The 24,513-nt window shown below is 60.2% G+C and carries 25 protein-coding genes; 3 read left to right on the top strand and 22 right to left on the bottom strand.

The window, feature by feature from the left end:
• Positions 1 to 31: 31 nt before the first annotated feature.
• The 7 genes from ACSQ2W_RS04165 to ACSQ2W_RS04195 form a co-directional block, all read right to left on the bottom strand.
• Positions 32 to 397: a GFA family protein gene (locus ACSQ2W_RS04165; RefSeq protein ID WP_436085127.1), complete on the bottom strand. Its 366-nt coding sequence runs from the start codon at positions 395 to 397 to the stop codon at positions 32 to 34.
• A gap of 108 nt (positions 398 to 505) precedes the next feature.
• Positions 506 to 913 carry a hypothetical protein gene (locus tag ACSQ2W_RS04170; RefSeq protein WP_436085128.1) on the bottom strand — a complete coding sequence of 136 codons (408 nt, stop codon included), beginning with the start codon at positions 911 to 913 and terminating at the stop codon, positions 506 to 508.
• A 143-nt stretch (positions 914 to 1,056) separates the two neighbouring features.
• Positions 1,057 to 2,145, bottom strand: a complete 1,089-nt coding sequence (locus ACSQ2W_RS04175) for an ABC transporter ATP-binding protein (protein WP_436085129.1) — start codon at positions 2,143 to 2,145, stop codon at positions 1,057 to 1,059.
• 59 nt (positions 2,146 to 2,204) lie between these two features.
• On the bottom strand, positions 2,205 to 3,857 hold the full coding sequence (gene bglA, locus ACSQ2W_RS04180) for a beta-galactosidase BglA (protein WP_436087669.1): 1,653 nt from the start codon (positions 3,855 to 3,857) through the stop codon (positions 2,205 to 2,207).
• Positions 3,858 to 3,896: 39 nt separating this feature from the next.
• Positions 3,897 to 5,045, bottom strand: a complete 1,149-nt coding sequence (locus ACSQ2W_RS04185; protein ID WP_436085130.1) for a carbohydrate ABC transporter permease — start codon at positions 5,043 to 5,045, stop codon at positions 3,897 to 3,899.
• Position 5,046: 1 nt separating this feature from the next.
• Positions 5,047 to 6,057, bottom strand: coding sequence for a carbohydrate ABC transporter permease (locus ACSQ2W_RS04190; RefSeq protein WP_436085131.1), 1,011 nt, complete (start codon positions 6,055 to 6,057; stop codon positions 5,047 to 5,049).
• A gap of 308 nt (positions 6,058 to 6,365) precedes the next feature.
• A complete protein-coding gene (locus ACSQ2W_RS04195) occupies positions 6,366 to 7,724 on the bottom strand; it encodes an ABC transporter substrate-binding protein (RefSeq protein ID WP_436085132.1) in 1,359 nt (452 codons plus the stop codon).
• Positions 7,725 to 8,020: 296 nt separating this feature from the next.
• Between ACSQ2W_RS04195 and ACSQ2W_RS04200 the strand changes: the two genes are divergently transcribed.
• Complete coding sequence (locus ACSQ2W_RS04200; RefSeq protein WP_436085133.1) at positions 8,021 to 9,052, top strand: substrate-binding domain-containing protein; 1,032 nt, start codon at positions 8,021 to 8,023, stop codon at positions 9,050 to 9,052.
• Positions 9,053 to 9,064: 12 nt separating this feature from the next.
• Here the strand turns inward: ACSQ2W_RS04200 and folD are convergent, their stop codons facing one another.
• Both folD and ACSQ2W_RS04210 read right to left on the bottom strand, forming a co-directional pair.
• Positions 9,065 to 9,964, bottom strand: coding sequence for a bifunctional methylenetetrahydrofolate dehydrogenase/methenyltetrahydrofolate cyclohydrolase FolD (folD, locus tag ACSQ2W_RS04205; protein ID WP_436085134.1), 900 nt, complete (start codon positions 9,962 to 9,964; stop codon positions 9,065 to 9,067).
• A gap of 225 nt (positions 9,965 to 10,189) precedes the next feature.
• Positions 10,190 to 12,001: a GumC family protein gene (locus ACSQ2W_RS04210; protein WP_436085135.1), complete on the bottom strand. Its 1,812-nt coding sequence runs from the start codon at positions 11,999 to 12,001 to the stop codon at positions 10,190 to 10,192.
• A 468-nt stretch (positions 12,002 to 12,469) separates the two neighbouring features.
• Between ACSQ2W_RS04210 and ACSQ2W_RS04215 the strand changes: the two genes are divergently transcribed.
• Entirely contained in the window at positions 12,470 to 13,735 is a 1,266-nt protein-coding gene (locus tag ACSQ2W_RS04215) for a lipopolysaccharide biosynthesis protein (protein ID WP_436085136.1), read from the top strand.
• Positions 13,736 to 13,741: 6 nt separating this feature from the next.
• On the opposite strand, the gene ACSQ2W_RS04220 is transcribed toward ACSQ2W_RS04215, so the two are convergent.
• Genes ACSQ2W_RS04220 through ACSQ2W_RS04230 form a run of 3 tightly spaced genes read right to left on the bottom strand, consistent with a single transcriptional unit; the run spans position 13,742 to position 16,724 of the window.
• Positions 13,742 to 14,620, bottom strand: a complete 879-nt coding sequence (locus ACSQ2W_RS04220) for a DUF6492 family protein (protein ID WP_436085137.1) — start codon at positions 14,618 to 14,620, stop codon at positions 13,742 to 13,744.
• Positions 14,621 to 14,631: 11 nt separating this feature from the next.
• Positions 14,632 to 15,447, bottom strand: a complete 816-nt coding sequence (locus tag ACSQ2W_RS04225; RefSeq protein WP_436085138.1) for a WecB/TagA/CpsF family glycosyltransferase — start codon at positions 15,445 to 15,447, stop codon at positions 14,632 to 14,634.
• The gene (locus ACSQ2W_RS04230) at positions 15,444 to 16,724 is read right to left on the bottom strand and encodes a glycosyltransferase (RefSeq protein WP_436085139.1); all 1,281 of its coding nucleotides are present in this window, start codon (positions 16,722 to 16,724) and stop codon (positions 15,444 to 15,446) included. Before ACSQ2W_RS04230 ends, ACSQ2W_RS04225 begins: the two co-directional genes overlap by 4 nt.
• Positions 16,725 to 16,884: 160 nt before the next feature.
• Between ACSQ2W_RS04230 and ACSQ2W_RS04235 the strand changes: the two genes are divergently transcribed.
• Positions 16,885 to 17,874: a glycosyltransferase family 2 protein gene (locus ACSQ2W_RS04235; protein WP_436085140.1), complete on the top strand. Its 990-nt coding sequence runs from the start codon at positions 16,885 to 16,887 to the stop codon at positions 17,872 to 17,874.
• Positions 17,875 to 17,892: 18 nt separating this feature from the next.
• Here the strand turns inward: ACSQ2W_RS04235 and ACSQ2W_RS04240 are convergent, their stop codons facing one another.
• The 10 genes from ACSQ2W_RS04240 to flaF form a co-directional block, all read right to left on the bottom strand.
• Entirely contained in the window at positions 17,893 to 18,462 is a 570-nt protein-coding gene (locus ACSQ2W_RS04240) for a hypothetical protein (protein ID WP_436085141.1), read from the bottom strand.
• Entirely contained in the window at positions 18,462 to 18,830 is a 369-nt protein-coding gene (locus ACSQ2W_RS04245; RefSeq protein ID WP_436085142.1) for a hypothetical protein, read from the bottom strand. Before ACSQ2W_RS04245 ends, ACSQ2W_RS04240 begins: the two co-directional genes overlap by 1 nt.
• A gap of 106 nt (positions 18,831 to 18,936) precedes the next feature.
• Positions 18,937 to 19,503, bottom strand: coding sequence for a rod-binding protein (locus tag ACSQ2W_RS04250; RefSeq protein WP_436085143.1), 567 nt, complete (start codon positions 19,501 to 19,503; stop codon positions 18,937 to 18,939).
• Between the two features lie 119 nt (positions 19,504 to 19,622).
• Complete coding sequence (locus ACSQ2W_RS04255) at positions 19,623 to 20,036, bottom strand: hypothetical protein (protein ID WP_436085144.1); 414 nt, start codon at positions 20,034 to 20,036, stop codon at positions 19,623 to 19,625.
• Positions 20,037 to 20,039: 3 nt separating this feature from the next.
• Entirely contained in the window at positions 20,040 to 20,792 is a 753-nt protein-coding gene (gene fliR, locus ACSQ2W_RS04260; protein WP_436085145.1) for a flagellar biosynthetic protein FliR, read from the bottom strand.
• On the bottom strand, positions 20,789 to 22,876 hold the full coding sequence (gene flhA, locus ACSQ2W_RS04265; RefSeq protein WP_436085146.1) for a flagellar biosynthesis protein FlhA: 2,088 nt from the start codon (positions 22,874 to 22,876) through the stop codon (positions 20,789 to 20,791). The genes fliR and flhA overlap by 4 nt, the downstream gene beginning before the upstream one ends.
• Positions 22,877 to 23,042: 166 nt before the next feature.
• Positions 23,043 to 23,309: a flagellar biosynthesis protein FliQ gene (fliQ, locus tag ACSQ2W_RS04270; protein WP_436085147.1), complete on the bottom strand. Its 267-nt coding sequence runs from the start codon at positions 23,307 to 23,309 to the stop codon at positions 23,043 to 23,045.
• Between the two features lie 6 nt (positions 23,310 to 23,315).
• Complete coding sequence (gene flgD, locus ACSQ2W_RS04275; protein ID WP_436085148.1) at positions 23,316 to 23,726, bottom strand: flagellar hook assembly protein FlgD; 411 nt, start codon at positions 23,724 to 23,726, stop codon at positions 23,316 to 23,318.
• Positions 23,717 to 24,166 carry a flagellar biosynthesis repressor FlbT gene (flbT, locus tag ACSQ2W_RS04280; RefSeq protein WP_436085149.1) on the bottom strand — a complete coding sequence of 150 codons (450 nt, stop codon included), beginning with the start codon at positions 24,164 to 24,166 and terminating at the stop codon, positions 23,717 to 23,719. Before flbT ends, flgD begins: the two co-directional genes overlap by 10 nt.
• On the bottom strand, positions 24,163 to 24,510 hold the full coding sequence (gene flaF, locus ACSQ2W_RS04285) for a flagellar biosynthesis regulator FlaF (RefSeq protein ID WP_018324193.1): 348 nt from the start codon (positions 24,508 to 24,510) through the stop codon (positions 24,163 to 24,165). The genes flbT and flaF overlap by 4 nt, the downstream gene beginning before the upstream one ends.
• Positions 24,511 to 24,513: the final 3 nt, after the last annotated feature.

Here is a 24,513-nt window from a genome sequence, read left to right on the forward strand (position 1 = left end):
GAACCGGGGGGTTTCTTCTGCAGAAATTTGATCAGGGCAGCGGACCGGGGTGCATGTCGCTGCGGCCGTCATAACGCTCGATCTTCAAGTCGAAGATATCGATACCCTCTATGCACCGGGCATTGATCGACACGCGCTCGCCGGGATAGCCGGTTCGCATCAGGGCAACGCCGCATGTTGGACAGAAATGATGGCCTTCGGTGACGCAGCGCCAGACATAGGTGGACATGCGCCGCCGCTCGCTGAGCAGCGTTATCTTGTTGGCGGGCACCTTCCAGTGGAGGAAGCCAGAGCGCCGGCACGTCGAACAATTGCATTCGATCAGCTCGGAAATCTCTTCATCGACTTCAAGGCAGATATCGCCGCAATGACAGGATAGGCGATAGGGTCGTTCCATCGGTGATCATCTCGCTTTGCCGTGTCCGATGCCTATCAATCCGTCTCTTGCGAGCAGAGTCAAGCGCGGGCAACAACCGGCCGCGCCGATCGCGCAGAAGTGAAACGATCAGCGGTAGATGTCGAGCACACGGTTCCGGTGGTTGGGATGGGTGCTGTAGACAAAGATGCGGTTGAGGTCTCGCTCCGACATCAGGCGCAGGAAACGCGCTTCGAGGATGTTGTTGGCATGGACGCGCTTGACGATGCAGCCGATCATGCCGATGCGGGCGCTCGGGATATCGAGATAGAAATTCTGCGGCAGCTTGAACTGCGTGGCGATGCCGATAACCGCGCTGCTTCTGGAGATTTGCAGCAGTTCGCAGCGGCGCGAGGAGAGGTTGAGCATACCGTTTTCGGTATATTCGATGCGTGCCTCGTTGCGGGTTTCCTCCATCGGAAAGTTGGCTTCCCGGTCGTACATGAAGGATTCTTCGCGGCTGAGATATGTCGGTTTATCGGATGCCTGTTCCCGCATCGATCTACTCCCCTAACGTGTTTCCAACAGATTAGCGGCGGAGATTTAACAGAGTGTGATTGGTGCGCTGGAAATAGTACCGGTTGCAAGAAAATCCGGCCGGAAAAGAATTCCGGACGGATCCGCCGAACGCCTCGCGGGGCCTATACGCGATAGCTTTTGCCGTTCGCGTCGAACAGGTGCAGCTTGGCTCTGTCGGCCGTGAACCGGACCTTCTCGCCGCGCTTGATATCGAGAATGCCGGGTATCTTGGCGATGATCGGTTCGTTGGCGACCAGTCCCTCGATATAGAGAAGGGTGACTTCGCCCAGCGCTTCGATGATCGCAACGGTACCCTCGAACAGAAAGTTGTCGCCGGTCGAAACCCGCAGGTCTTCCGGGCGGACGCCGAAACTTGCGGTCTTGCCGTTTTCGGAGGCCGCGGTCGCGATGCCGAGAACATCCCGCTTGCCGCCGGTCAGTTCGACCGTCGTTTCCGCGCCTGTGCCGACGATCTTCGCCGGAATGATGTTCATCGCCGGAGAGCCGATGAAGCGGGCGACGAAAAGGTTGGCGGGGCGCTCGTAGAGTTCGAGAGGCGGACCGACCTGCTCGATATGACCGGCAGAGAGAACCACGATACGGTCAGCCAGCGTCATCGCCTCAACCTGATCGTGGGTAACGTAGATCATCGTCGTATCGGCCATGGCCTCGTTCAGCTTGGCGATCTCGATGCGAGTGGCGACGCGAAGGGCAGCGTCCAGGTTCGACAGGGGCTCGTCGAACAGGAACACCTTCGGATCGCGGCAGATGGCGCGGCCGATGGCGACGCGCTGGCGCTGGCCGCCGGAGAGCGCCTTTGGCAGACGGTCGAGATATGTGGTGAGCTGCAGGATATCGGCGGCGGAGCGGACGCGCCGGTCGATCTCCTCCTTCGGTTCCTTGGCGATGCGCATGCCGAACGCCATGTTGTCGTAGACAGTCATATGCGGATAGAGCGCGTAGGACTGGAAGACCATGGCGATGCCACGCTGCGACGGCGGCACGTCGTTGACCAGGCGATCGGCGATATACATTTCGCCGCCGGAGATTTCCTCAAGCCCGGCGATCATGCGCAAGAGCGTGGACTTGCCGCAGCCCGAGGGACCAACGAAAACCACGAACTCGCCCTGCTTGATCTCGAGATCGATGCCGTGAATGACATCAACCGCGCCATAGGACTTGCGGATATCCTTCAGTTGCAAACCCGACATGTCATCCTCCCCTTCTTCTCTCATTTTTATCGGCACCCGTGGATGCCGGCTTGATCCGATTATTCGACACGGGCAAAAAAGCCGCTCCACGCCGGTAGCGTGATCTTCTCGTCACCCAGATATGATTCGAAACCGTGGCCGTCGAGCACGTCGAGCTTTACGATCGGCCGGTCCACGGTTGTCGCCTCGCCGCTCATGTTGAACAGGCACAGGATCGTCTCGTTGCCGAATCTGCGCTCGAAACCGAGCACCGGCGCCTCATAGGCCCGGAACTCGATCTCGCCCTTGGCGAAAGCTGGATGCTGCTTGCGGAAGGCAAGGAAGCGTCGGTAGTGATTGAGCACCGAGCGCTGATCCGCCTGCTGGACCGAGACGGCGCGGGCGATATGCTCCTGCGGCACCGGCAACCACGGCTTAGCCTCGCTGAAACCACCATTGACGGCGCTGCCATCCCAGACCATCGGCGTGCGGCAACCGTCGCGGCCTTTGAAGTCCGGCCAGAACTGGATGCCGTAGGGATCCTGCAGATCCTTGAAAGCAAGGTCTGCCTCGGTCAGGCCGAGTTCCTCGCCCTGATAAATGCAGACGGATCCGCGCAGTGTCATCAACAGGCTGGCGAGGAATTTCGAATGCGCCTCGTGATCGGCGATATCGAGCCCCCAGCGACTGACATGGCGCACCACGTCGTGATTGGAAAACGCCCAGCAGGCCCAGCCTTCCGGCGCCGCCTTCGCGAAATCATGCAGCACCTGCGCGACACCTGCCGGCGTCAGCGGATCGGGCGCCAGGAATTCGAAGGCGTAGCACATATGCATCTTGTCGCCGCCGGATGTGTATTGCCCGGCGATTTCGAGCCCGATCTGGCTGTCACCGACCTCGCCGACGGCGGCGATTGCCGGATACTCGTCCATGACGGCGCGAAAACGCTTCAGGAACTCCAGGTTCTCCGGCTGGTTCTTGTCGTAGAGATGTTCCTGATAATTATACGGATTGACCGCCGGCGCCGTGTTGGCATTGCGGCGTTCCGGAGCCAGCGCCGGATTGTCGCGCAGCTGCTTGTCGTGGAAATAGAAGTTGATCGTATCCAGCCGAAAGCCATCGACGCCGCGCTCCAGCCAGAAGCGTTCGACCGCGAGCAGCGCGTCCTGAACTTCCGGATTGTGCAGGTTGAGGTCCGGCTGCGATGTCAGGAAATTGTGCATGTAGTATTGCAGTCGCGTCGGGTCCCATGCCCAGGCCGAGCCACCGAAGATCGACATCCAGTTGTTGGGCGGCGTACCGTCCGGCTTGGAATCCGACCAGACATACCAATCCGCCTTCGGATTGAAGCGGCTGGAGCGGCTTTCAACGAACCATGGGTGCTGGTCGGAGGTATGCGAGAGCACGAGATCGATCATCACCCGGATGCCGAGGTGGTGCGCTTCGGCAATCAAGTCGTCAAAATCGGCAAGCAGACCAAAGATCGGATCGACGCCGTTGTAGTTCGAGACGTCGTAACCGAAATCCTTCATCGGCGACGTGAAGAACGGTGAGATCCAGATCGCGTCGACGCCGAGCGAGGCGACATGCGGCAGGCGCGCGGTGATGCCCTTCAGGTCGCCGATGCCGTCGCCATTGGAATCCTGGTATGAGCGCGGATAGATCTGGTAGATCACCGCGCCGCGCCACCAGTCACGATCGGCCGTTAGAATGGAACCACCCGCCTGGGTCATGCTCATGTTCATTTCAGTCCAATTCCCGTTTTTGAAAGATCAGCCGCCCTTGACCGAGCCCGCCAGCAGGCCGCGCACGAGATAGCGCTGCAGGCTGAAGAAGACGATCAGCGGAACGATGATGGTGATGAAGGCGGATGCCGTCAGGATTTCCCAGTTACCGCCGCGCGAGCCAAGCAGATTGACCAGGCGCCCGGTCAGGACGAGCGAGTCGTTGCCCGTGCCGAGGAAGACCATGGCAACCAGCAGGTCGTTCCAGGTCCAAAGGAACTGGAAGATCGCGAAGGAAGCGAGGGCCGGGAAGGACAAGGGCAGGATGATCTTGACGAAGATATCGAAATCGCTGGCGCCATCCACACGAGCGGACTCCATGATTTCGCGCGGCAGGCCGGCCATATAGTTGCGCAGCAGATAGATGGCGAGCGGCAAGCCGAAGCCCATATGCGCCAGCCAGATGCCGACATAGGTCTTGGCGGGGACACCGAAGAAGGCACCGACGCCGTTGTACAATTTCAGCAGCGGGATCAGCGACATCTGCAGCGGCACGACGAGAAGGCCGACCACGACGGCGATCAGGATCGCCCGGCCGGGAAACTTCATCCAGGCCAGTGCATAGGCCGCAAAGGCGGCGACCAGGATCGGAATAATCGTCGAGGGTATCGCGACCGTCAGCGAGTTGATGAAGGAAGCGCCGATGCCTTCGGCCCGCATGACCTCAAGATAGTTGTCTATCGTGAAGCGCGGCGGAACGGCTGCGGTATAGAAGATGCGCTGGCCGCGCGTGCCTTCCATCGCCTTGTCGGCGACGATTTCAAATGCGCCGCCAGCCTGCACCGTGAGTTTTTCACCGTCGCCGAGATCGGCCGTCTGCCCCGGCTGGAATGCCGCCGGTTCGCGGCTGTTGAAACCGAAGGCCGAGACCTGACCGGTCGACTGGCCTTCGAGCAGATTGCCGGCAATGACGAACTTGCCGTCCTTCTCCACCTGCTTGTCGGCGCCCGGGGCGCGATAGACGAGGCTCTGTGTCGAGGTGGAAAGGGCGGTCCACCAGCCCGAGACGGCGAGCTGGTCCTTGTCGCGCAACGACGAGATCAGCAGGCCGGCGGTCGGCAGCGTCCAGAGCAGGACGAGCAAAAGGACAGAGAGATGGACAACCCAGATGAGCGGCGAGCGGGAAGAAGCAATCATCTCAGCGACCCTCCATTTCCTTGGCAGCGTTGCGGATGTTCCAGATCATGATCGGGATCACCAACACCATGATGACGACGGCGATCGCAGCACCGCGTCCGAAATCACCGCCCCCGCGGAACATCCAGTCAAACATCAGGTTGGCGAGAACCTGGCTTTGCCACTGGCCGTTGGTCATGGCGAGAACGATATCGAACACCTTGAGCACCAGAATGGTGATCGTCGTCCAGACGACTGCGATCGTGCCCCAGATCTGCGGGATCATGATCTTGAAGAAGATCTGCAGACCATTGGCACCGTCGATGACGGCAGCCTCGATCGTTTCCTCCGGAATGCCGCGCAGCGCGGCCGACAGAATGACCATGGCAAAGCCGGTCTGGATCCAGATCAGGATCACCATCAGGAAGAAGTTGTTCCAGAAGGGCAGCGTCATCCAGGCTTCCGGCGATCCGCCGAAAGCAACCACGAGCGCGTTCAGAAGACCGATCTGCTCGGAACCCTCCGGGCGGAAATCGTAGATGAACTTCCAGATGACCGAGGCGCCGACAAAGGAGATCGCCATCGGCATGAAGATCAGCGTCTTGGCGATGTTGCCCCACCAGATGCGATCGGTCAGCGCCGCGATGATCAGGCCGAAGAAGGTGGCCGCTGCCGGAACGACGAGCAACCAGAGGAAATTATTATAGATCGACTGATGGAATTCGCCATCATTCATCATCCAGTGAAAGTTACTCAAGCCGACAAAGTTCTGCCCGGACTTGCCGTGGAAGCTCAGCCAGACGGATTCGATCACCGGGTAGATCAGGTAAATCGTCAGCGACACCATCGCCGGCCCGAGGAAGAGCCAGGGGCGGATGGTGTTGGTGATACGCAGGTTGCGCGACGCAACCTTGCCGGCCAGACCTTTCGACGGAAAAATCCGGTCAAGAACCCAGTTCGTCCCGTAAAAATAGGCGGCGCAGGCGAGAACTCCCGCGGCCATCGTCACGACGGCAAAAAGCAACTGCTGCATGGCAACTTCCCTCCCCAGGAATACATGGCCGTCGGCGCGGCCTGTCCGCCCGTGTCGCTCGATACCAGCACCGCCGGGATCCCGCGACAGGCTGAACGGTCAGCTGCCCGGCGATGATTGTGGCATCACACGCCCGGCAGGGCCGCGTCCGTTCAGAGACGCCCTTTCGACATCCGCTCTTCCCGATACCGGATCGAAGCAGAGTCTCGGGTCTTCCAGTTTTTTGATTGTGGTGGCGGGACAGATCCCGGCACCGTTTTTTAGCGGGTTGGCAGGCTGGCGAGCCGCCCTGCCAATATGCTTCGACCTTACTTGATCGCGTCCCAGGCCTTCTGGACACCAGCTGCGACATCAGCCGACGACTTGCCGCCGACATAGTCGACCATGCCGGTCCAGAACGCACCCGCGCCGATCTTGCCCGGCATCAGGTCGGAACCGTCGAAGCGGAACGTCGTGGCATTGAGAAGGATTTCGCCCTGCTTTTTCATCGGGCCGTTGGCATAGGTGTCCTTGTTCGCAGACTTCAGCGGCGTCAGGAAGCTGGACTGCGCCATCCAGAGTTCATGCGCGATCGGGGTCTTCAAGAACTCGATGAAAGCGCGCGAGGCCGGCGTGTCCTTGGTGATCATGGCGAGCGTGCCGGCACCCAGAACAGGGTTGCCGAGGTCGGCCTTGCTTGCGTAAGGCGGCATGTAGAAGAAATCCGCATCCTCGCCGACAACCGTGCCTTCCGGGAAGAAGGACGGGATGAAGGACGCCTGATGGTGCAGGTAGCACTTCGGCGGGGACGAGAAGAGGCCCTTCGGGCTGTCGCGGAAGTCGGTGGAGGCAACGGCTGCGGCACCGCCATCGACGTTCTTGTCGTTCTTGGCAAACCAGCCGAATTCATCGATCGCGCCGGTCACGGCCGGATCGGTGAACGGAATGGCGTTGGTGGTCCACTTGTCATAGACATCGGCCGGCTGCGTGCGCAACATCATGTCCTCGACCCAGTCGGTTGCCGGCCAGCCGGTAGCACCACCGGAGCCGAGACCGATGCACCAGGGCGTGCCGCCGTCAGCAACGATCTTCTCGGTGAGCGCCTTCAGCTCTTCCATGGTCTTCGGAACTTCGTAACCCGAATCCTCGAAGTTTTCCGGCACGTACCAGACGAGCGACTTCACGTCGATCTTGTAGGGAAACCCGTAGAGTTCCTTCTTGCCGTCCTTGCCCGCATAGGTCGCCAGATCGACCCAGGACTGGCCGGCAGCGTAGTTGTCGAGAAGCCACTTCTGGGTCTCTTCGCCGAGCGGCGTCAGATAGCCCTTCGAAGCGAGATCGGCGATCAGGCCCGGCTGCGGCAGCACGGCGACGTCCGGCGGGCTGCCTGCCTGCGTATCGATGACGATCTGCTGCTCGTAGTTTTCCGAGGACGAATATTTCACGTCCACGCCGGTCGCCTCGCGGAAATAATCAAGCACCGACTCGACCAGCGTCTGGTCTTCGCCGCGCCAGGGGCCGAAGATCGTCAGCGTCTGACCCTTGAGGTCATGACCCTTCTTGAATTCCTCGTAGCTTCCCCAGTTGAATTTGGAATCTTCGCCCGGCTTGAATTTCAACTCGGCGGCATTTGCGGCACCCGCCGCAAGCGCAATCGCTGCCACTCCCATCAAGAATGTTCTCTTCACGTCATTTCCTCCCACGAAAGACCCAGCCCATTTGACGCCGGGCGAACATCATTGCGCCCCCAAATTCAAAGCGCTTTGAGTTTGCTAACAAACCATTTAGGCGGGCAGGAAGTCAAGGGGTTTCCCGTAAGCGCCAAAAAAACCACCGAAGCGTGCAATGCAGCGAATGTTTGCAGCGCAATGAAGCGGAATTTTCTGGTTGACTGCCGTCGCGGGTGATACAAAATCCGCCGCGCGCTGTGGATTGACGTAAAAACCAAATAAGAATCAAAGCGCTTTGGGAGGACGCGCTGATCATGAATGTCAATTTGAAACAGCTCGCGGAAATGTTGGGCCTGTCGCAAACGACGGTCAGCCGGGCGCTCAACGGATATCCGGAAGTCAACGCCGAAACACGCCAGCGGGTGCTGAGCGCCGTGCGCGAGACCGGATACAGGCCGAACCGCGCTGCCCAGAGGCTGGCCACCGGCCGCGCCGGCTCCATCGGCCTCGTCATGCCGATTGCCCCGGGTATCGATTCCGACGTCCATTTCGGTGAATTCCTGGCCGGGCTCGGCGAGGAATCCGTCCGGCATGATTTTCATTTCGTCATCAATCCAAGCGCCCCCGACGACGAGGAAGCAACGTTCAAGCGCTTGGCAGCCAGCGGCAACGTGGACGCGCTGTTTCTCGCCTATGTACGCGCCAACGATCCGCGCATTGCCATGCTGAAATCGCTGTCGATCCCCTTCGTCGTCCATGGGCGGGCAATCGGGCAACCGGCCGACTACCCCTTCCTCGACATCGACAACACCGCGGCCTTCCATGACGCGACGCGGCTTTTGATCCAGCTCGGGCACCAGCGGATCGCACTGATCAACGGCCCGGCCAATCTAACGTTTTCGATCCGGCGCAAGAAGGGCATGCAGCGCGCAATGGAGGAAAACGGCCTGTCATTTGACGAGAGCCTGTCGCAGCATTCGCTGATGACAGATGAATATGGTCACCGGGCGATGCAGCAGTTTCTCGAACGAGAAGAGCCGCCGACCGCCGTTCTGTGTTCCAGTACCGTGATCGCGCTCGGCGCCGTCAGGGCCATCAACAAGGCGGGACTTCAGATCGGCACCGATATCTCGCTGATCGCCCATGACGACGTGTTGCCGATGCTGAAACCGGAAAATTTCAGCGTTCCGTTGACGACCACGCGCTCGTCGCTCAGGGCCGCCGGCTCGCGCATCGCAACCCGGCTGATTTCCCGCATTCTGAAGACCGGGGACTATCCGGATCAGGAGCTCTGGCGGGCGGAACTGATCGTCAGAGCCTCCACCGGCCCTGCCCCGAAACGGTGAAATGCCGACACGTCAGAATTTCGGCGCCTTCTTGCCGGCCCGGCGGTAGGCCGCAATGACCGTATTGGCCATCAGCATGGCGATGGTCATCGGGCCAACGCCGCCCGGAACCGGAGTGATGACCTCGGCAACTTTTGCGCATTCCTCGAAAGCGACATCGCCGACCAGGCGAAACTTACCCTCGCCCCTTTCGGGCGCGGCGATGCGGTTGATGCCGACATCGATGACTGTCGCCCCGGGCTTAACCCAGTCGGCCTTGACCATTTGCGGGCGTCCGACAGCGGCTACGAGGATATCGGCGCCGCGGCAAACGGCGGCAAGATCCTTGGTGCGTGAATGGGCAACCGTCACCGTCGCATTGGCCGCAAGCAGCAGCTGCGCCATCGGCTTGCCGAACAGGTTGGAGCGGCCGATGACAACGGCATTCAGCCCGGAAAGATCCTCGCCGTGCGTGCGCCTGACGAACACCATGGCACCGGCCGGCGTGCAGGACACGAGACCGCCATCGAGATCACCGGTCGCCACCTTTCCTGCATTGACCACATGCAGGCCATCGACGTCCTTTTCCGGCAGGATGGACTGGATGATCGCTTCGGACTGCAGATGCCTGGGCAGCGGAAGCTGCACGAGGATGCCGTGCAGGCTTTCATCCTTGTTCAAGGTCTGAACCAGGGCCGCAAGCTCTTCCTGCGTCGTTTCCTCAGGCAGCGTATGCTGCACCGAGGTGAACCCACATTCCTTCGCCATCCTGCTTTTGGCGGAAACATAGGCATGGCTTGCCGGATCGTTGCCGACGATGACGACGGCCAGACCGGTCTTGACGCCGATCTCGTCCTGCAGCGCCTCCGACGCAGTTTTCACGGCGTCGATTACCGAAGCTGCAACTTGCTTGCCATCAATCACGGTCGTCACGGCATTCTCCCAGATTTTCGCTTGTTCCGTTTCACTCTAGTTTCGGTGAAAAATATGAGTGGCCTCAATGCGTCCTATGCTGTCCAGATTAGATAAATTCAAGCCCGATCGGGCGGTCGCGGTGCCGAAACACGACCAGCTTGCGATTTTCTATCATTGTTGCAGAACGAAGCTGAAGGGCCGCTCGCCGTGAGCCGATCCGTTTTTACAAATCAGAACAGTCGACTAACGCTGTTCGCCGGCGCGCGATCTCGCATAGCGCTCGACACGGGCGCGCAGCGCGCGCAAATCTTCCTGAACCTGCGCCATGTTGCCGCTACCCCGATCCTGCTGATGCAGATAATCGCTGAGAATAGACGGCGCTGTGTCCCGGCGCGCAGGAAAGGCGGAGAGCGCAGCCGCCGAGGCAGCCGCGTGATGTACCGACGGCGCCCGTTGTTCCGCCAGCAGGGGCAACGGGTCTTCAAAGTCTTCCGAGGATCCCGGGCCGTCCGGATGACGATCATCCTTCCCGGGCGGATCGCGCTGCAGAACAGAGCTCGCCGGTTGGTTCGACCGATGGAACAGATCCCTCAGGCTCCGGTAGGCGCCGAGCGCGATGCCCAGTCCGACGCCTGCCATGAACCCTGCAATCAAGCCGCCAATCGCGATCAGCTTGCGTGACGGGCCCGTGGCCTGCAGCGGCGGTTCCGCAGGGGAGATCACGCGGATATTCTTCGAGGTCAGCTTTTCCTCCTGGCCGGTTTCGCTTGCCCGCTTCAGGAAGGATTCGTAGATGGTTCTGGTCGCATTCGACTTGCGCTGCAGTTCGCGCAATTCGATGAAGCCGGTAGACGAATTGACCTGTTGCGCCTTGCGAACCGCCAATTGCTGGACGAGATCCTTCTCCGTGCGGATCGCGCGCTGCAGTTCGGTCTGCGCGGTTGCCTCGATGCGGCGGAGCTCGTTGCCGATTTCCGAACGCGCAACCTCGAGCGACTGGACGGCTGCCAGCCTCTGGGGATGGCGAGGTCCGAGGCTTGCGTCGAGCGCGCTGAGTTGCGCACGCGCCGTCGAATACTGCTTGCGCAGTTCCTGCAGGGTAACCGAACTCAACTCCTCCGGAAACGCGCCGGTGAGCACGTCGTTGAGCCGGGTCTTGGTGGCAACATCCGCCTTTGCTCTTGCCTCGGCGATCCGGTTGCGCACGGCGGCAACCTGGTCATTAAGGGTAAGAAGCTGCTTGTCCGAAATCAGCTCGCCGGCGGCGCCAACGATATCATGGTCGGCCTTGTATCTTTCGACGGCGTTTTCAGCAGTGTCCAATTCCTTGCGCAGATCAGCCAGCCGGCTGTCGAGCGCCGCCGTGGTCTGCTGGAAGAAACCGGACTGGGCGGCCTGCTCTTCTGCGAGGAATGTGGAGACAAGACGGTTGACGATCAGGGCCGATTTTGCCGGATCGCGGGTCTGCACCTCGACGGTGACGATGAAGGTTTTTGGATCGCGCGACACGCTAACGGCCTCGCTCAATTTTCCGAGCGTGCGCGGATTGACGCCCGATGCCGGCGCCGGCTTTCCCTTGCCCGGAGAAACGATCTCGCGGACGACGTCGATCCCTGCCGCCAGGCCGCCCGTGCTCGCGGTTTTTTCACCGAATTCCGGATCGCGGTCTAGACCCAGGTCAATGGCGACTTTTTCGAGAACCGTGCGCGATCGCAACACTTCGAGCTGGCTATCGACCAGGGCGAGAATGGCCTCGGTCGCCAGGCTTTCCTTGGACAGATCCGAATCCGTCAGCCGCACCTCGCGCGGATCGATGTAGAGCTTGCTCTCCGAGACATAGACGCTTGGGGTCGCCATGGCGAGCAGCACGCCACCTACGGCACCGGCGACCGTCAACGCCACGACAACCTTGCGAAGCTGCCAGACGGACTGCAGGATCGTGGCAAGATCGATCAGCGGCCGATCCGGTCCCTCCGGTGTCACTCCGAAGGAGGAAGACACCGCCGGCGAGGCGGCAGCAATGGTCTGCGCCTCCGGTTCTCGTGCCGGCTCCAATCTTCCGCTGCCACGCCTGAACCAGCCGGCAAGAAAACTGCGGGGCTGCTTAGGCTCGTATACGGTCTCGTGGTGCGCGGGCCGCTTGCTTTTGCTGGCCTGTGCCGTTTGCGGTTCGCCCCCCGGGCCAAGCCGGCTCAACAGGGCAGCTGCGCCATGTACAGGTGCGGGACGTTTCGCGGCGGAGGATGATCGCGAACGGCGCGACCCCTCCGCCCCGCTTGACGAAACGTCAAGCAGCGAGCGGCGAACCACAGGGCGTTTGTTGTCATCCGGATCGAACATCAAGGCCTGCAAGCGCCCACGATCGGGCAAAAGGATAAATTGTGAGCAGAGCTTAAGTTTTTATGGAAAACAAAACGTTAACAACCGGCCGCCGGCGCACCGTGAATGCTTCGAACCTACCGCTTCAAACTGCTCATTAAGCTTTAGCGGCTAGAAACGGGACAGCACATCTGGACCCCGCCCTTGATCGATTTCGCCAAGACCCTCTATGCGCGCCACAGCGGCGTGATCCACGCCTATCTCTCCATGACGGGCGGGTCGGCCGGCCGCCTCGTGCTGTCGCTGGTCTATTTCATCTGCGTCGCCAACGGGCTTTCGATTGCCGAGTTCGGCCTGTTCGCGACGGCGTCCGCCGCCGGCATCATGATCTCTCGCGTGCTCGCTTTCGGCTTCATGTCGCCGCTCTACCGGGTCGCCACCGTCAAGCCCCGGCTGGTCGGCACTTACACCGCCGGGTTCGTGGTTGGCGCAGTACTTTCGCTGCCCCTGATCGCAATTCTATCCCTTGCCATCTACTACGCCGTGTTCGCGCGTGACATGGCACTTGGCGTCTTCCTCGCCCTCATGGCCGCCGAAATCATCTGCTGGCGCGGGCTGGAGGTGGTTGCCATCGTACTCAACGGCCTCGGTCGCTTCGGTCGCGCCGCGCTTCTGGTGGTGATCGGCACCGGCATCCGCACTGCCGCAGCGCTCGGCTTTTCATTCTCGCATTGGGCATCGCTCGAAACATGGTCGCTGTTTTACCTTGCGGCCAACGGGCTTGCGTTGCTGATCGCCATCATCTGGTTCTTTCCCAAGGTGCGGCTGCGCTGGCGACCGGAACTCTATATTCGCCGCTGGGTGGATTCCGTCTCGGTCGCAGGCGCCGAGGTGCTGTTCTACATCCAATCGGAATTCGACAAGATTGCGGTACTTGCCATCGGCGGCCCTCAGGTTTCGGGGATCTATGCGATCATCATGCGGCTTGCCGACCTGACGGCGTTGCCCGTCCGTTCGTTCAACATGCTGCTGGTGCAAAAGATCATGCGCACACCCGGCACGATCTCATCCTGGCGGACGCGACTGACGATCGAAGCTCTGGTCGCCGCGGTGTCCTTCCTGGCGATAGCGGCGATGGCCCTCTATCTCTGGATTTTTCCAAGCGGACTTGGAAACAACGTCGCGGAGGCGGCACCCTATCTGATGGCGGTGCTTCTGGTGCCCTCGTTCCGCAATCTGGTCGAGTACCACTCGGAACTGCTCTATGCGACGGGCCGCACGGTGCGCCGGATGTTCAACCTTGTGATTGCAGGCGTGGTGAAGGTCGCCCTGCTCGCCGCAGTCTTTACTGCCAGCACCGATGTCTCCTCTTGGGCGCCTCTGCTCAACGGCGTATATCTGGCGCTCTATGGTGCGTCTTTCGTGCTCGCTTATGGCGCGCTCAGCCGCGAAGCGGCCCGGGTGATCTGAGGAAGATCAGGCAGCGCGTTCGAGAACGATGTTGCGGATGTCGGCGAGATCGTGCCCGACGAAGGATTGCACGCCGATACCGATGTGATGCGGCGACATATCGGCCAGGAAATGCCTAAGGCCACTGATGTCGCGTGCATAGCTGTCGCCGAACCAGAGGACGTGGCAGAGCCCGTCGGATGACGCCATATGCCCCTCGCCCTTCAACACTTCATCAACGAAACGGCCGTAGATCATGCATTCCGAAAACTGCCGTGAGCGGATGACCGCACGGATCCAGTCGCGCCCATGCAGCGCCTCTATGTGATCGAGCAGTGACCGGCAGCTATCGGTGCGCCAGGCGATCAGCGTGTTGATGTGGTCGTTCGCGGGCAAGCTGAAGGGGCCGATGCCGAGCAGCCTGTCGGAATGGGCAAGCCATTCGAGATGGTTGGAGCGCATCCGGTCGCCGATAGCCCCGTCCTTGCGGTAAAGCGTCAACCGGTCTCCCTGCCAGAGGTTTGCAGGATCGAAGTCACGCAGGAAAACCACATCGGAATCGACCGCGAACATCGTCTCTTCCTTGATGTGACGGCACAGTGCAAGCCTGCGCAACTGCTGCACATGCCAGCCGCGCAAGGGAAGACTGTAAGGACTGACCCAGAGCTTGCGGCGGCCAGCCGACATCGGATCCGGCACGGCACGCAGCCACCAGGGCAAAAGATCACCCTCGCTGATGACCTGACGGCGAGAGCCTTCCAACCGGCGAAACAGGGCAACGTCAAACGGGGCAACAAGCAGGTAATGAACCCAATCGCCCTTCAGCCGCATATCCATGCTTTCGCACAGCAGGCGGCAACGCTCGAAATCATTGGCATAGGAGGCCGTCAGGACAGCGGTGCGCATCATGGTATCCGTCAGAACGATCGAGATCCGGCACGGTGCCCGCTGACCGGCAAAGCCTTCGCGCCCCCTCCCAGCTTGTGGCGGACAATGTAATACATGAACAGCGGATTTCCCAGGAGATAGCGGCGCCACAGGCGCTTCGGCTCGTGAATCAGCCGGTGCAGCCATTCCAGCCGCAAACGCCGGACGGTCGCTGATGCGCGCGGCACTTGCTCGGCCATGAAATCAAAGAGTGCGCCGACACTGATCACCAGCCGCGCGTGGCCGGGACCAACGTGGCGGTCGATCCATTTCTCCTGCTTCGGGCTCCCCATCGCGATCAAAAGGATGTCCGGCTTGAGTTCGCGAACCCTCGCCATCGCCTCGTCCGATTGTGCCACGTCCAAAAACCCGTCGGAGACGGCGATGAACTCGTGCCACGGCGAATGCTTTTGGAAATTCTCCGCCGCGCGCTTGAGGATTTCCGGGCGGGCACCGATCATCGCAATGCGTCTCGGTGTCGTCATATAAGTCATCAGCGCCGGCACGAAATCGGTACCGTTCAGATTGGCCGGAAAGATCTTCCCGTGAAACAGCCAGGAGGCAATATCGATACCGTGGCCGTCGGGCAGGACGATGTGGCGCTCGAGAGCGGTCCGATATTCCGGATCGCGCATCATCAGATTGGCATTGTTGGCGTTGAGGAACGAAATCACCGTCTGCCCGATCGGCAGCGACGCGATCTCGTCAGCGAAGGCGAAGGCATCCGCCCAGCCGAAGTCGCAGACCGGCATGTCGAGAATCACTCGTTGCGATGCAATGATCGATGTGCCCGGGGAGACATTCATTGTAATTTTCCTCCCTCGTGCACGGCAAACCCATGAGATGGAGTGCCGGATTTCTTTTTCATTGGTGGCGCCGCTTGCTCGTTGGAGAGACTCCGAGCGGGCGCTGTAGCGGGCTTTGCCAAACCGGCAAGGCCCCGTTCGAGCGTTGCGAGCAACCTGGCTTTCTGCGCCCGGTGGAAGGTTGCGCCCGACAGGCGCTGGCGATCGCCGACCCGTACCTGCGCGACCTTCCCGGTCAGCAACTGCGCGAATTCGACCGGATCATCGGCGATTGAGCAATTGGCAGGGATCTCGCCAATGCCGCGCAGGGAGGCGCGCGTGGCGACGCTCGGCATCCCCAGTTCGAAGGTCTCGATGGTTTTCAGCTGGACGCCCGTGCCGCCGCGGCTGATCAACGGAACAACGGCGCCCGTTTCGACAAAGGCACGGGCGTCCGGCACCCGGCCAAGGAAACGCAGACCGGAATGGGCAACCGCTGGCACATCCGGCATCTGGCCGGCGATGCCGATGGACATATCGGCTGGCAGAAGCGGCACGACCGTGGAGATAAACCAGTCAAGTCCGATGCGGTTCGGTTTCCAGCTCCATGTGCCGATCAGGGCCAGGTCGTATTCCGGCAGCCTTTCCACACCGCTTTCCGGCAATTCCCAACGCGTCACCAATGGCAGGACGGCGGCGCGGTCCGAGACCGCGTAGCCGAAACCGAAACGGTCTGCTTCGGCAAACGTCCAGATCGCCGAAGCGGCCTGCGTGAGCTGCCGCTCGACCTGTTCGAGGAGACCTGCTTCACGCCTGAACAGAAGCCGTTCCAGCACTCCGGATGCCGACGCTGCGTTTTCAAGTGCGGAGTCGGCTTCGACATTATGGGCGACATAGATTGTCGGGTGTTTCTGGAACACGGCGGAGAATGCGCCTGGCAGCTGCACGGAATTGAGGATGATTGCGTCGAACGGCTGCAGGCCCTGCAACAGCGTTTCGACATGCCGGCGACCGGCCTTCAGCATCTTGGCCGAAGACAGGGTCGTGCGATTGAGGACAGCCGTTGCCAGCCAGCGAAGCTTCGTTGCGGCGCCAACCTTCGCGTTGGCAACTTCAAGCTCGCCCAGAAGATACGTCTCGCCATCCGCCGCGACGCTTTGGCCCGGCTGCAGATAGCCGATCACGCTCACCCGGTGACCCAGTGCGCAAAGGCCGTCGAGTACGGCGCGATTGGCAATATCGAACCCCGATGAAGGGTTCTCCACCGGCACCAGAGAGGAAACCAAAACCAGATGCATGCTGCCACACGAGACTTGAGAACAACTGCCCAAACTGTAGCAACGCGGCGTGAAACGACCTTTAAATCATTCATTCAAAAGCGAATTTGGAAATTCAGTATCTGTTTAGGAAGATTTGCTTTAGTGTTTGTCAAAGCTTTGCCTTCAACAGGTTCCGATCATGACCCCGCCTGCCCCGGATTTGACTGTGTTCTGCCAAACGACGGTCGATGCGGCGGAGAGCGTCGAGTTCGTCGTCACCCTGCCGACATTTCGACGGCCCGAACATCTGCTGAAAACCCTGAAAACCGTGATTTCACAGGAGCCCGGCAGCCCCTTTGCGATCGTGGTGATGGAGAATGACGCGGACGGCCTTGAAGGGGCCGAGGCTGCAAAAGCGTTTTTTGGCGCCCATCGGATCAACGCCCTGGTGGTGATCGCGCATCAGCGCGGAAATTGTCACGCCTACAATGCCGGCTGGTCGATGGCGCTCGCCACCTACACCAATCTCCACGCGATCGCCGTCATCGATGACGACGAGATTGCGGCACCCGATTGGCTCGATAGTCTCATATCGGTACACAGACAGACCCAAGCAGACCTCGTGGGCGGACCACAACTGCCCGATTTCGAAGACCAGGGGCGCAACGATCAGAAGCGCCACCCTGTCTTCCTGCCCCACTACGAGACAACCGGCCCAGTCCCGATCCTCTACTCCTCCGGAAACGTACTGATCACGCGGCCCGTGCTCGACGCCATGCCGCGGCCGTTCCTCGATCCGGTGTTCAATTTCATTGGCGGAGGAGACAGCGACTTTTACCGCCGCTGCAAGGAGAAGGGCTTCACATTCGCCTGGGCGGCGGAGGCCTGGGTGGCCGAGACGATCCCGGCGCGGCGGACGGAAATGTCCTGGATCAAGGCACGAAGCCTGAGGAACGGTGCGATTTCGGCGCTGCTCGAACATCGCGCGGCGCCGGGGTTTGGCGGCCGCATGAAGACCATTGCCAAATCGCTGATGCTGCTTGCCGCCTCGCCCTTTCGCGGTTTTTCCCTATGGCGATCAACCAAGCTGACGTCGGCCGGGCTTTATCATTTTTACGTGGCGTGGGGCCGGCTGATGATGGAATTCGGCCTGGTCAACGAACAGTACCGCAATCCGGAGAAGAACTGAAACCGGCGCCGTTCCGCCTCAAGGGGCGGCGGCAGCGGCGCGCCTTACGGCTTCCGGAATCTCATCGTGAGCCGTTTCTCCATTCTTGTCGACAATCGCCACAGGCTGTTGCTGCGGCTGGCTTGCACCCTTGGCAATTCGGGCGACATCCGCCTTCGACAGATATTCCAGCTGCTCGACAAGCACCTCGAATATCACTTCGCCGCGCATGTCTTCATTCAACCCTTCCTTCACGGCGGTCTTGAACTGGGCAAGGTCGAAACTGTTGCTGTCGGCGACGTTGACCAGCTTCTGACCGACGAGAATGTCGAAAAGCGCGTTCGTCACCGTCTCTTTGAGAGGCACCTCCAGGTGCTTGATCTTGTTCTTGTCGACGGCGAAGGACAGTTTCGTCAGGAAATAGCCCTGCACCGCGCCATCGGTGATCACCGGTACCGTAATAAGCTCACCGGGGACATATTGCTGCAATGCGCGGCGGTCTGCCTCCGCATCCGATTCCACCGGTGCCGAAGCATGCTGGATCGAGAAATACACCGATCCGAGCGTCACCGCGCAGACCCAGACGCCGGTGAGAACAAGCTTCAGCATCAAAAATCGCCATACCGGAATTGATGCTCGGAATAGATGCCGTCCGCATCCGCATCCTGCACGGCGGTCTTGAGGATTTCCACCACCGACCGGCAGGCTTCCATGTGCGCGTTCACCTTCTGCGAGTTTGCCATCAGCTTGGACCTGATATGCCGGGTCTGGGAAACGAAGGATGGCGAAATCTCGCTCGGCGAAGCGTCGCGATGCAGCATCGTCAATTCATACAGGCAGCGGCTCTTGCGCGCGTTCGATGCCTTCAGGTCGAAGCTCGGATCGAGCCCGATCCGGCTGTTCTCGTTATCGAGGATCATTTCCAGGCGTCCCAGGACGTTCTGGATACGCACGTCACTCGGTGCTGCAACTTCCATCATTTCGCTCCCGTTGGCGCTGCATCACGCGGGTCCTGTGGCCGTCGTGATTGCTCTGCGCGAAATTCATGTGTCGGGCCGGCCCGGGCAATCCGCCGGAACAGCCTCAGACCTGTTCGTTCTTACCGCCGGTTTCCATGAAGTCGGCGACGGCTTTGCGCTCATATTCCTGCACCATGCTGAGCGCGACATTGTTGTCGTTACCATCGAGCGATGCGTTCACGCGATCCGGACCTTGCGAACCGACGATCCGGTCGGTGACCATGCTCTGCGCGATACCGACGCCGTCGCCCTGCGCCATGACGTTGCCGATCTGCTCGGCCATCATGCTCTTCCACATGTCGCCGGATGTGCCCTTGCCGTAAACTTCTTCGCTTTCGGCGGGCAACATCGATTTCACGAAATTCTGCAGGACCATGGCTTCGAACTTGCGGTAGCTTTCCGGAATCTTCTTGGCCTCGGCGCGATTGTTGATGTCGCCAAGGCTGTTGGACGGACTGTCCTGGTTCAGGACCGCAACCGTATTGGCAAAGCCGGTTCCGTTTTCAGCTAGGCTTGTCGCTTGGAAAGCGGCGCGATTGGCCTTTAGCCGCGCCTGCGCCTCCTGCACTTCGGCCGGATCTGCGGCGCGCACGACATCCAACACCAGGTCGCTTGGAGGAGAAATGGCCATGCGGTGTCCTCTCGGTCACGGAGCACACCCTGCGCGATCTTCGCGCCAGCGATAACTCCATAATTTCAGCAGTTTAAACAAGCGGTGCGGACGCAGAGACGGCCGATCCTGAAGCCGCACTATGACCGGTCAACCTTACCGGAAGCTGGTGGCTTGGCCATCACGTGCTGATCGACGAGATCGTAGATGGCATTGTCGGCCTCGGTGCGATCTTCGAGAACGCGCGCTTCCTTCATGTTTTCCTCCAGCCGGTCGCCCTTTGCCCGCTCCTTGAGGACGCGGGTTTCATGGACCTGCTGGATACCAAGGAGCATCTGGTCCTTCTGGGCAAGGCGGCCGAGTTGCGAAGCATAGTGCCCGGAGAACATCGCATGCAGCGGGCTTGCCGACCCCATGGCGTCGGCGACGACATCGATGGTTTCGGCAAGGTCGCGGCGCTGCCTGGCGGTTTCGGCCAGTTCGCTTTCCGCCATCTGCTCGAGATGCCGCTGCACGGCAACGAGGCGCTTCAGTTTTTCTGAGCGGCTTTTCACTGGCTAGCTCCCTTGCATCACCGGCGCAAAGCCGTCGGCGAACAGGCGCAGCATCGCGGCGATGCCGAGATAAAGAAGGAACATGCCGCCCATGATCAGATAGGGAAGCGAGATGAAATACAGCGGCATCTGCGGCGCCAGTTTGTTGACCATGCCGATGGCGACGTTGAACAACAACCCATAAATGAGGAAAGGGCTCGCCAGGCGAAGCATGATGTAAAACGTCGTTTCGAGCGCATTGGTGAGCGTTATCAGTACGCCCTGCGGGTCAAAGCCGGCCCCGAGCGGCATCACCTTGTAGGAATCGACGATGCTCGACAGGATGACGTGGTGGAAATCCAGCATGAAGAGGACCATCAGGCCAGCAAAGCTGATCAGGTTGGTCAGCTGGTTCTCCGCCGTATCTTCGAGAACGTCGGCGGTCGGCGGCGCGTTGAAACCGATCATCATCGTGATGACCGTTCCGGTGAACTGCAGCCCGAGCACATAGTAACGCGCGATCAGGCCGATGACGCTGCCGACCACCGTTTCGGTGGCTATGATGTAGATATAGGTATGCCCCTTGCCGGAAATCTGCGGATAGATGTCGTTCCACATGATCGGCAGCACCGCCATCGAGATCGCCACAGCCACGAAAAGGCGGATCTGCACGGGGACGCGCGCCGTCGAGAAGCCTGGCATGATCATGATGCACGCGCCGATCCGGCAGAATGCGGCAAAAAGCGCCAGCACCGTGCCTTCAGGATCGGAGATCATGAGATGGAGCCAATGATCTTTATCTCGAGACCCTTGGCAAGTTCGACGTGGCTGAGGACGGGCAATGTGGCAAACAGGCGCTCGATGATCATGCGCACATAAGACCGGGATTCGGGCGAACTTACCAGTACGAATGGCATGCCGCGGTCGAGATGTTCGCGGATAACCTTGGTTGCCTGCTCGCTGAATTCTTCCAGATGGCGCGGATCGATGTCGAATTCCACGACTTCGCCCTTGGCGTCACGCTTCAGCGCCTGGTGGAAGACCATGTCCCATTTGTTGCCGAGACGCAGAACGCGCAGCGTGCCGTTGTCGGCGAGATCGCCGCAAAGCTGCTGCGACATGCGCACGCGCACATGTTCGACGATCTGCTCGGTCTTCCTCACATGCGGGGCGAGTTCAGCAACCGCTTCCAGAATCAGATGCAGGTTGCGGATCGAGACGCGCTCGGCAAGCAAGAGCTTCAGCACCGCCTGCAGACCCGAATAGGACATGTGCGAGGTGCAGATTTCGTCCGCCAGCTTGCGATATTCCGGATCGAGGCGCTCGATCAGGATCTTGACGTCCTTGTAGGACAGGAGCTGCGGCAGGTTGTTACGGATGACTTCGGAGAGATGAGTCAGCACCACCGAGACGTTGTCGATCGGGTGGAAGCCCTCGCGCTTCAGGTCCTCGGTGAAGGTTTCCAGGATCGACACGGCCGGCATGCCGAATGCGGGTTCGCGGATGTCGTCCCCCGGGACACTGGGCTTACGGCCGCCGCCGGTCACCACGATAACTTCGCCGACGCGGACCGTGTTCGAGGCGATAGTCGTTCCATGGATACGGATATGATAGGCCTTGTCGGGAATGCCGATATCGTCAGACACCTTGATTTCCGGAACGATGAGGCCGTACTGACCGGCGAACTTGCGGCGCATCTTGCCGACGCGGAAGGCCAGTTCCTGATGGGCGCCGAGGAGCCGGGTGGAGACCTGCTTGCCGAGCAGAAGCTCGATTTCCGCGGTCTTTAGGACGGATTTGACCGAGTCCTTCTCGCTGTCCGTCTTCTGCTGGGCGGTTTGCTGCTCCTGCGCGCGCTTGAGCTTGTTGGCCGTTTCGAGTTGACGCGGGATCATCCAGCCGAGGAAAGCCATGCCGCCGCCAAGGAAGGCGAACGGAATGAAGGGAAGACCCGGCATCATGGCCAAGAGCAGGAGCAAGCCGGCTGCCACCATGAGGGCACGCGGATAGCCGCCGAGCTGGTTGACGACCGCCTGGTCCGTCGATCCGGCAGTGCCGCCGCGCGATACGAGCAGACCTGCGGCCAGCGATACGATCAGAGCCGGAATCTGCGACACCAGACCGTCGCCGACCGAGAGCTTGACGAAGACATCGGCGGCCTCGCCGATGGACATGTCGTGGCGGGCATAGCCGATGATGATGCCGCCGAAGACGTTGATGGCGGTGATCAGCAATCCGGCAATCGCATCGCCGCGCACGAACTTCGAGGCACCGTCCATCGAACCGAAGAAGGAGCTTTCCTCTTCCAGTTCACGCCGGCGCCGTTGTGCTTCCTTCTCGTCGATCAGGCCGGCGGAGAGGTCCGCGTCGATCGACATCTGCTTGCCGGGAATGGCATCGAGGGTGAAACGGGCGCCGACTTCGGCAATGCGCGTCGCGCCCTTGGTGATGACGATGAAGTTCACCGTGATCAGGATCAGGAAGACGATCAGACCGATGACGAAATCGCCGCCCATGACGAGCTGCGCAAAACCGGCGATGACGCCACCGGCTGCGTCGTGTCCTTCATGCCCATGCGAAAGGATGACGCGTGTCGTCGCGATGTTGAGCGACAGACGCGTCATGGTAGAGATCAGCAGAATGACCGGGAACGACGAGAAATCCAGCGGCTTCTGAATCCACAGGGAAACCATCAGGATGAGAATGGAGAATGCGATGGAAAAGGCCAGCCCGATGTCGATCAGGAACGGCGGTATCGGCAGAAAGAGGATCGACAGGATCGCCACGATGCCGAGCGCAAAGCCGATATCACGGCCTTTCGGTGCGACCTTCGGGATGACTAGAGCAGGAGGTGTTGCCATCGGAAGTTCCGTCTCTTCATGAGAGGCAGGCAGCGTTCATACCTGCTGCCCATACTGACAACAGGACCTAACGCGCCAAACTTGCGCGAAGGTGGCATCGATGACGGAAAGAAAGACAAAGACGCTTTTCGTGACGCCGTTTTGCCGCAGCTTTGCCAGCGGCGCGTCAGAAACCGGTCTGGATGCGGGAGAAGACGATATCGGTGAAGATGGAAATCTGCGAGCCGACAAAGGAAGCTGAAAGCGCAACCGTCACCAGAACGGCGAGAATTTTCGGCACGAAGGTCAGGGTCATTTCCTGAACCTGCGTAAGGGCCTGAACGAAGGCGATGACGACGCCGACGACCATGGCGGCGAGAACGGCAGGTCCCGAAGCGACGACGACCGTCCAGATCGCCGCCTGCACTATATCGAGGGCATCCGCCTCATTCATCAGCTATCACTTCACGGTAACACCCGGGCCGACGGCAAGCTCCTTGCCGGTATCAAGCACCGCGATGATTCCATCCGAGTATAGCTTCACTTCCTTGACGACGCCAGTTGTCTTGCCGTCTGAACTCGTCACCGTCTTGCCGATGACGGCATTGGCTTCGCTGAGCGAGGTGCGCTGCAGCAGGCTTTCGAGGTTGGTGTTGGTCTTGATCGTCTGCTCGACCTGCGAGAAGGTCGCAAGTTGCGCGATCTGCTCGGTCGAATCCATCGGCTCGGTCGGATCCTGGTTTTTCATCTGCGCTACGAGCAGCTTCAGGAAGCTGTCGTAGTTCAGGCTCGCCGAAGCCGCATCCGTGGTCGAACTCGAGGTCGTCGTCGACGCAGTGGTGGTGGTTGACGTTACGCCGCTTACCGCCATGGTGCGATCTCCTTGCGAATCTGTTCGACCGTTGCCGGGGTGATTTCGTGGTTGTTGAGAATGCGATCCTCGATGGCGTAGAGCCCGCGGATCGCCTTCAGGGCGTCGAAGGCCCGGCCCTGCGTGACCATGCCGTCAATGCGCTTGAGTTCCGCCACGACGTCTTCGTTCTTGAAGCAGTTCAGCAGCATGACCACCGACTTGCGGAACATGTTGGTCGATTGTTCGGCACCTTCCGGATTGATCAGGATCATCTGGGCGATGAAATAGAGTTGCCTCAGCGGCGTGTTGGCATCTTCCGGCTGCAATACATGGTTTTCGAGCAGGAACGTCACGTCGTTCAGGAATTCGACAGCGACCTTACGGTCGACCCGCAACACCGCCCCGTTGACAAAAATCCGTTCGCCCGACTTCAGCGAGATACGCAGTGTGCTTTTCATTTGAGTCCATCCCTGATGATGGTTGTGATGTCTATGATGCCCTGGAAATTGGAGGATTCGCGTTTGCGAATCTTTTCCGTTTCGCCCAGAATCCAGATGGCGATGGAAATAAGGTTGGCGCGCAGTTCGTCGTTCAGCTGATTGTCCGACGCGCGAAGATCCTCGATGAACCGGATCCAGACCCGCCGGGTGTAGTAAATCGCCTCGATGGCCTCCCTCGAGTACCCTTTCTGCTGTTTTGCCGCTGCCAGCAGCGCAATCGAGCGGTCGAGCACTTGCCGTTCGCGATCCTTGGAGTCGGCGACGCCGTCCTCCATGATCTCGGCGTATGAAAACTGATACATTCA

Source organism: Pararhizobium sp. LjRoot255, from assembly GCF_964252905.1.
In the GTDB taxonomy this organism is placed as follows: domain Bacteria; phylum Pseudomonadota; class Alphaproteobacteria; order Rhizobiales; family Rhizobiaceae; genus Pararhizobium.

Coding starts and splice junctions, on each gene's coding strand:
- flgD (WP_436085148.1), bottom strand. CDS start 23,726: ATGGCGGTAAGCGGCGTAACGTCAACCACCACCACTGCGTCGACGACG.
- flhA (WP_436085146.1), bottom strand. CDS start 22,876: ATGGCAACACCTCCTGCTCTAGTCATCCCGAAGGTCGCACCGAAAGGC.
- ACSQ2W_RS04185 (WP_436085130.1), bottom strand. CDS start 5,045: ATGATTGCTTCTTCCCGCTCGCCGCTCATCTGGGTTGTCCATCTCTCT.
- ACSQ2W_RS04225 (WP_436085138.1), bottom strand. CDS start 15,447: ATGAATGTCTCCCCGGGCACATCGATCATTGCATCGCAACGAGTGATT.
- ACSQ2W_RS04230 (WP_436085139.1), bottom strand. CDS start 16,724: ATGCATCTGGTTTTGGTTTCCTCTCTGGTGCCGGTGGAGAACCCTTCA.
- flaF (WP_018324193.1), bottom strand. CDS start 24,510: ATGTATCAGTTTTCATACGCCGAGATCATGGAGGACGGCGTCGCCGAC.
- ACSQ2W_RS04175 (WP_436085129.1), bottom strand. CDS start 2,145: ATGTCGGGTTTGCAACTGAAGGATATCCGCAAGTCCTATGGCGCGGTT.
- flbT (WP_436085149.1), bottom strand. CDS start 24,166: ATGAAAAGCACACTGCGTATCTCGCTGAAGTCGGGCGAACGGATTTTT.
- fliR (WP_436085145.1), bottom strand. CDS start 20,792: ATGATCTCCGATCCTGAAGGCACGGTGCTGGCGCTTTTTGCCGCATTC.
- ACSQ2W_RS04245 (WP_436085142.1), bottom strand. CDS start 18,830: ATGGAAGTTGCAGCACCGAGTGACGTGCGTATCCAGAACGTCCTGGGA.
- ACSQ2W_RS04170 (WP_436085128.1), bottom strand. CDS start 913: ATGCGGGAACAGGCATCCGATAAACCGACATATCTCAGCCGCGAAGAA.
- ACSQ2W_RS04235 (WP_436085140.1), top strand. CDS start 16,885: ATGACCCCGCCTGCCCCGGATTTGACTGTGTTCTGCCAAACGACGGTC.
- ACSQ2W_RS04240 (WP_436085141.1), bottom strand. CDS start 18,462: ATGCTGAAGCTTGTTCTCACCGGCGTCTGGGTCTGCGCGGTGACGCTC.
- ACSQ2W_RS04200 (WP_436085133.1), top strand. CDS start 8,021: ATGAATGTCAATTTGAAACAGCTCGCGGAAATGTTGGGCCTGTCGCAA.
- fliQ (WP_436085147.1), bottom strand. CDS start 23,309: ATGAATGAGGCGGATGCCCTCGATATAGTGCAGGCGGCGATCTGGACG.
- ACSQ2W_RS04190 (WP_436085131.1), bottom strand. CDS start 6,057: ATGCAGCAGTTGCTTTTTGCCGTCGTGACGATGGCCGCGGGAGTTCTC.
- ACSQ2W_RS04250 (WP_436085143.1), bottom strand. CDS start 19,503: ATGGCCATTTCTCCTCCAAGCGACCTGGTGTTGGATGTCGTGCGCGCC.
- bglA (WP_436087669.1), bottom strand. CDS start 3,857: ATGACCCAGGCGGGTGGTTCCATTCTAACGGCCGATCGTGACTGGTGG.
- ACSQ2W_RS04165 (WP_436085127.1), bottom strand. CDS start 397: ATGGAACGACCCTATCGCCTATCCTGTCATTGCGGCGATATCTGCCTT.
- ACSQ2W_RS04220 (WP_436085137.1), bottom strand. CDS start 14,620: ATGCGCACCGCTGTCCTGACGGCCTCCTATGCCAATGATTTCGAGCGT.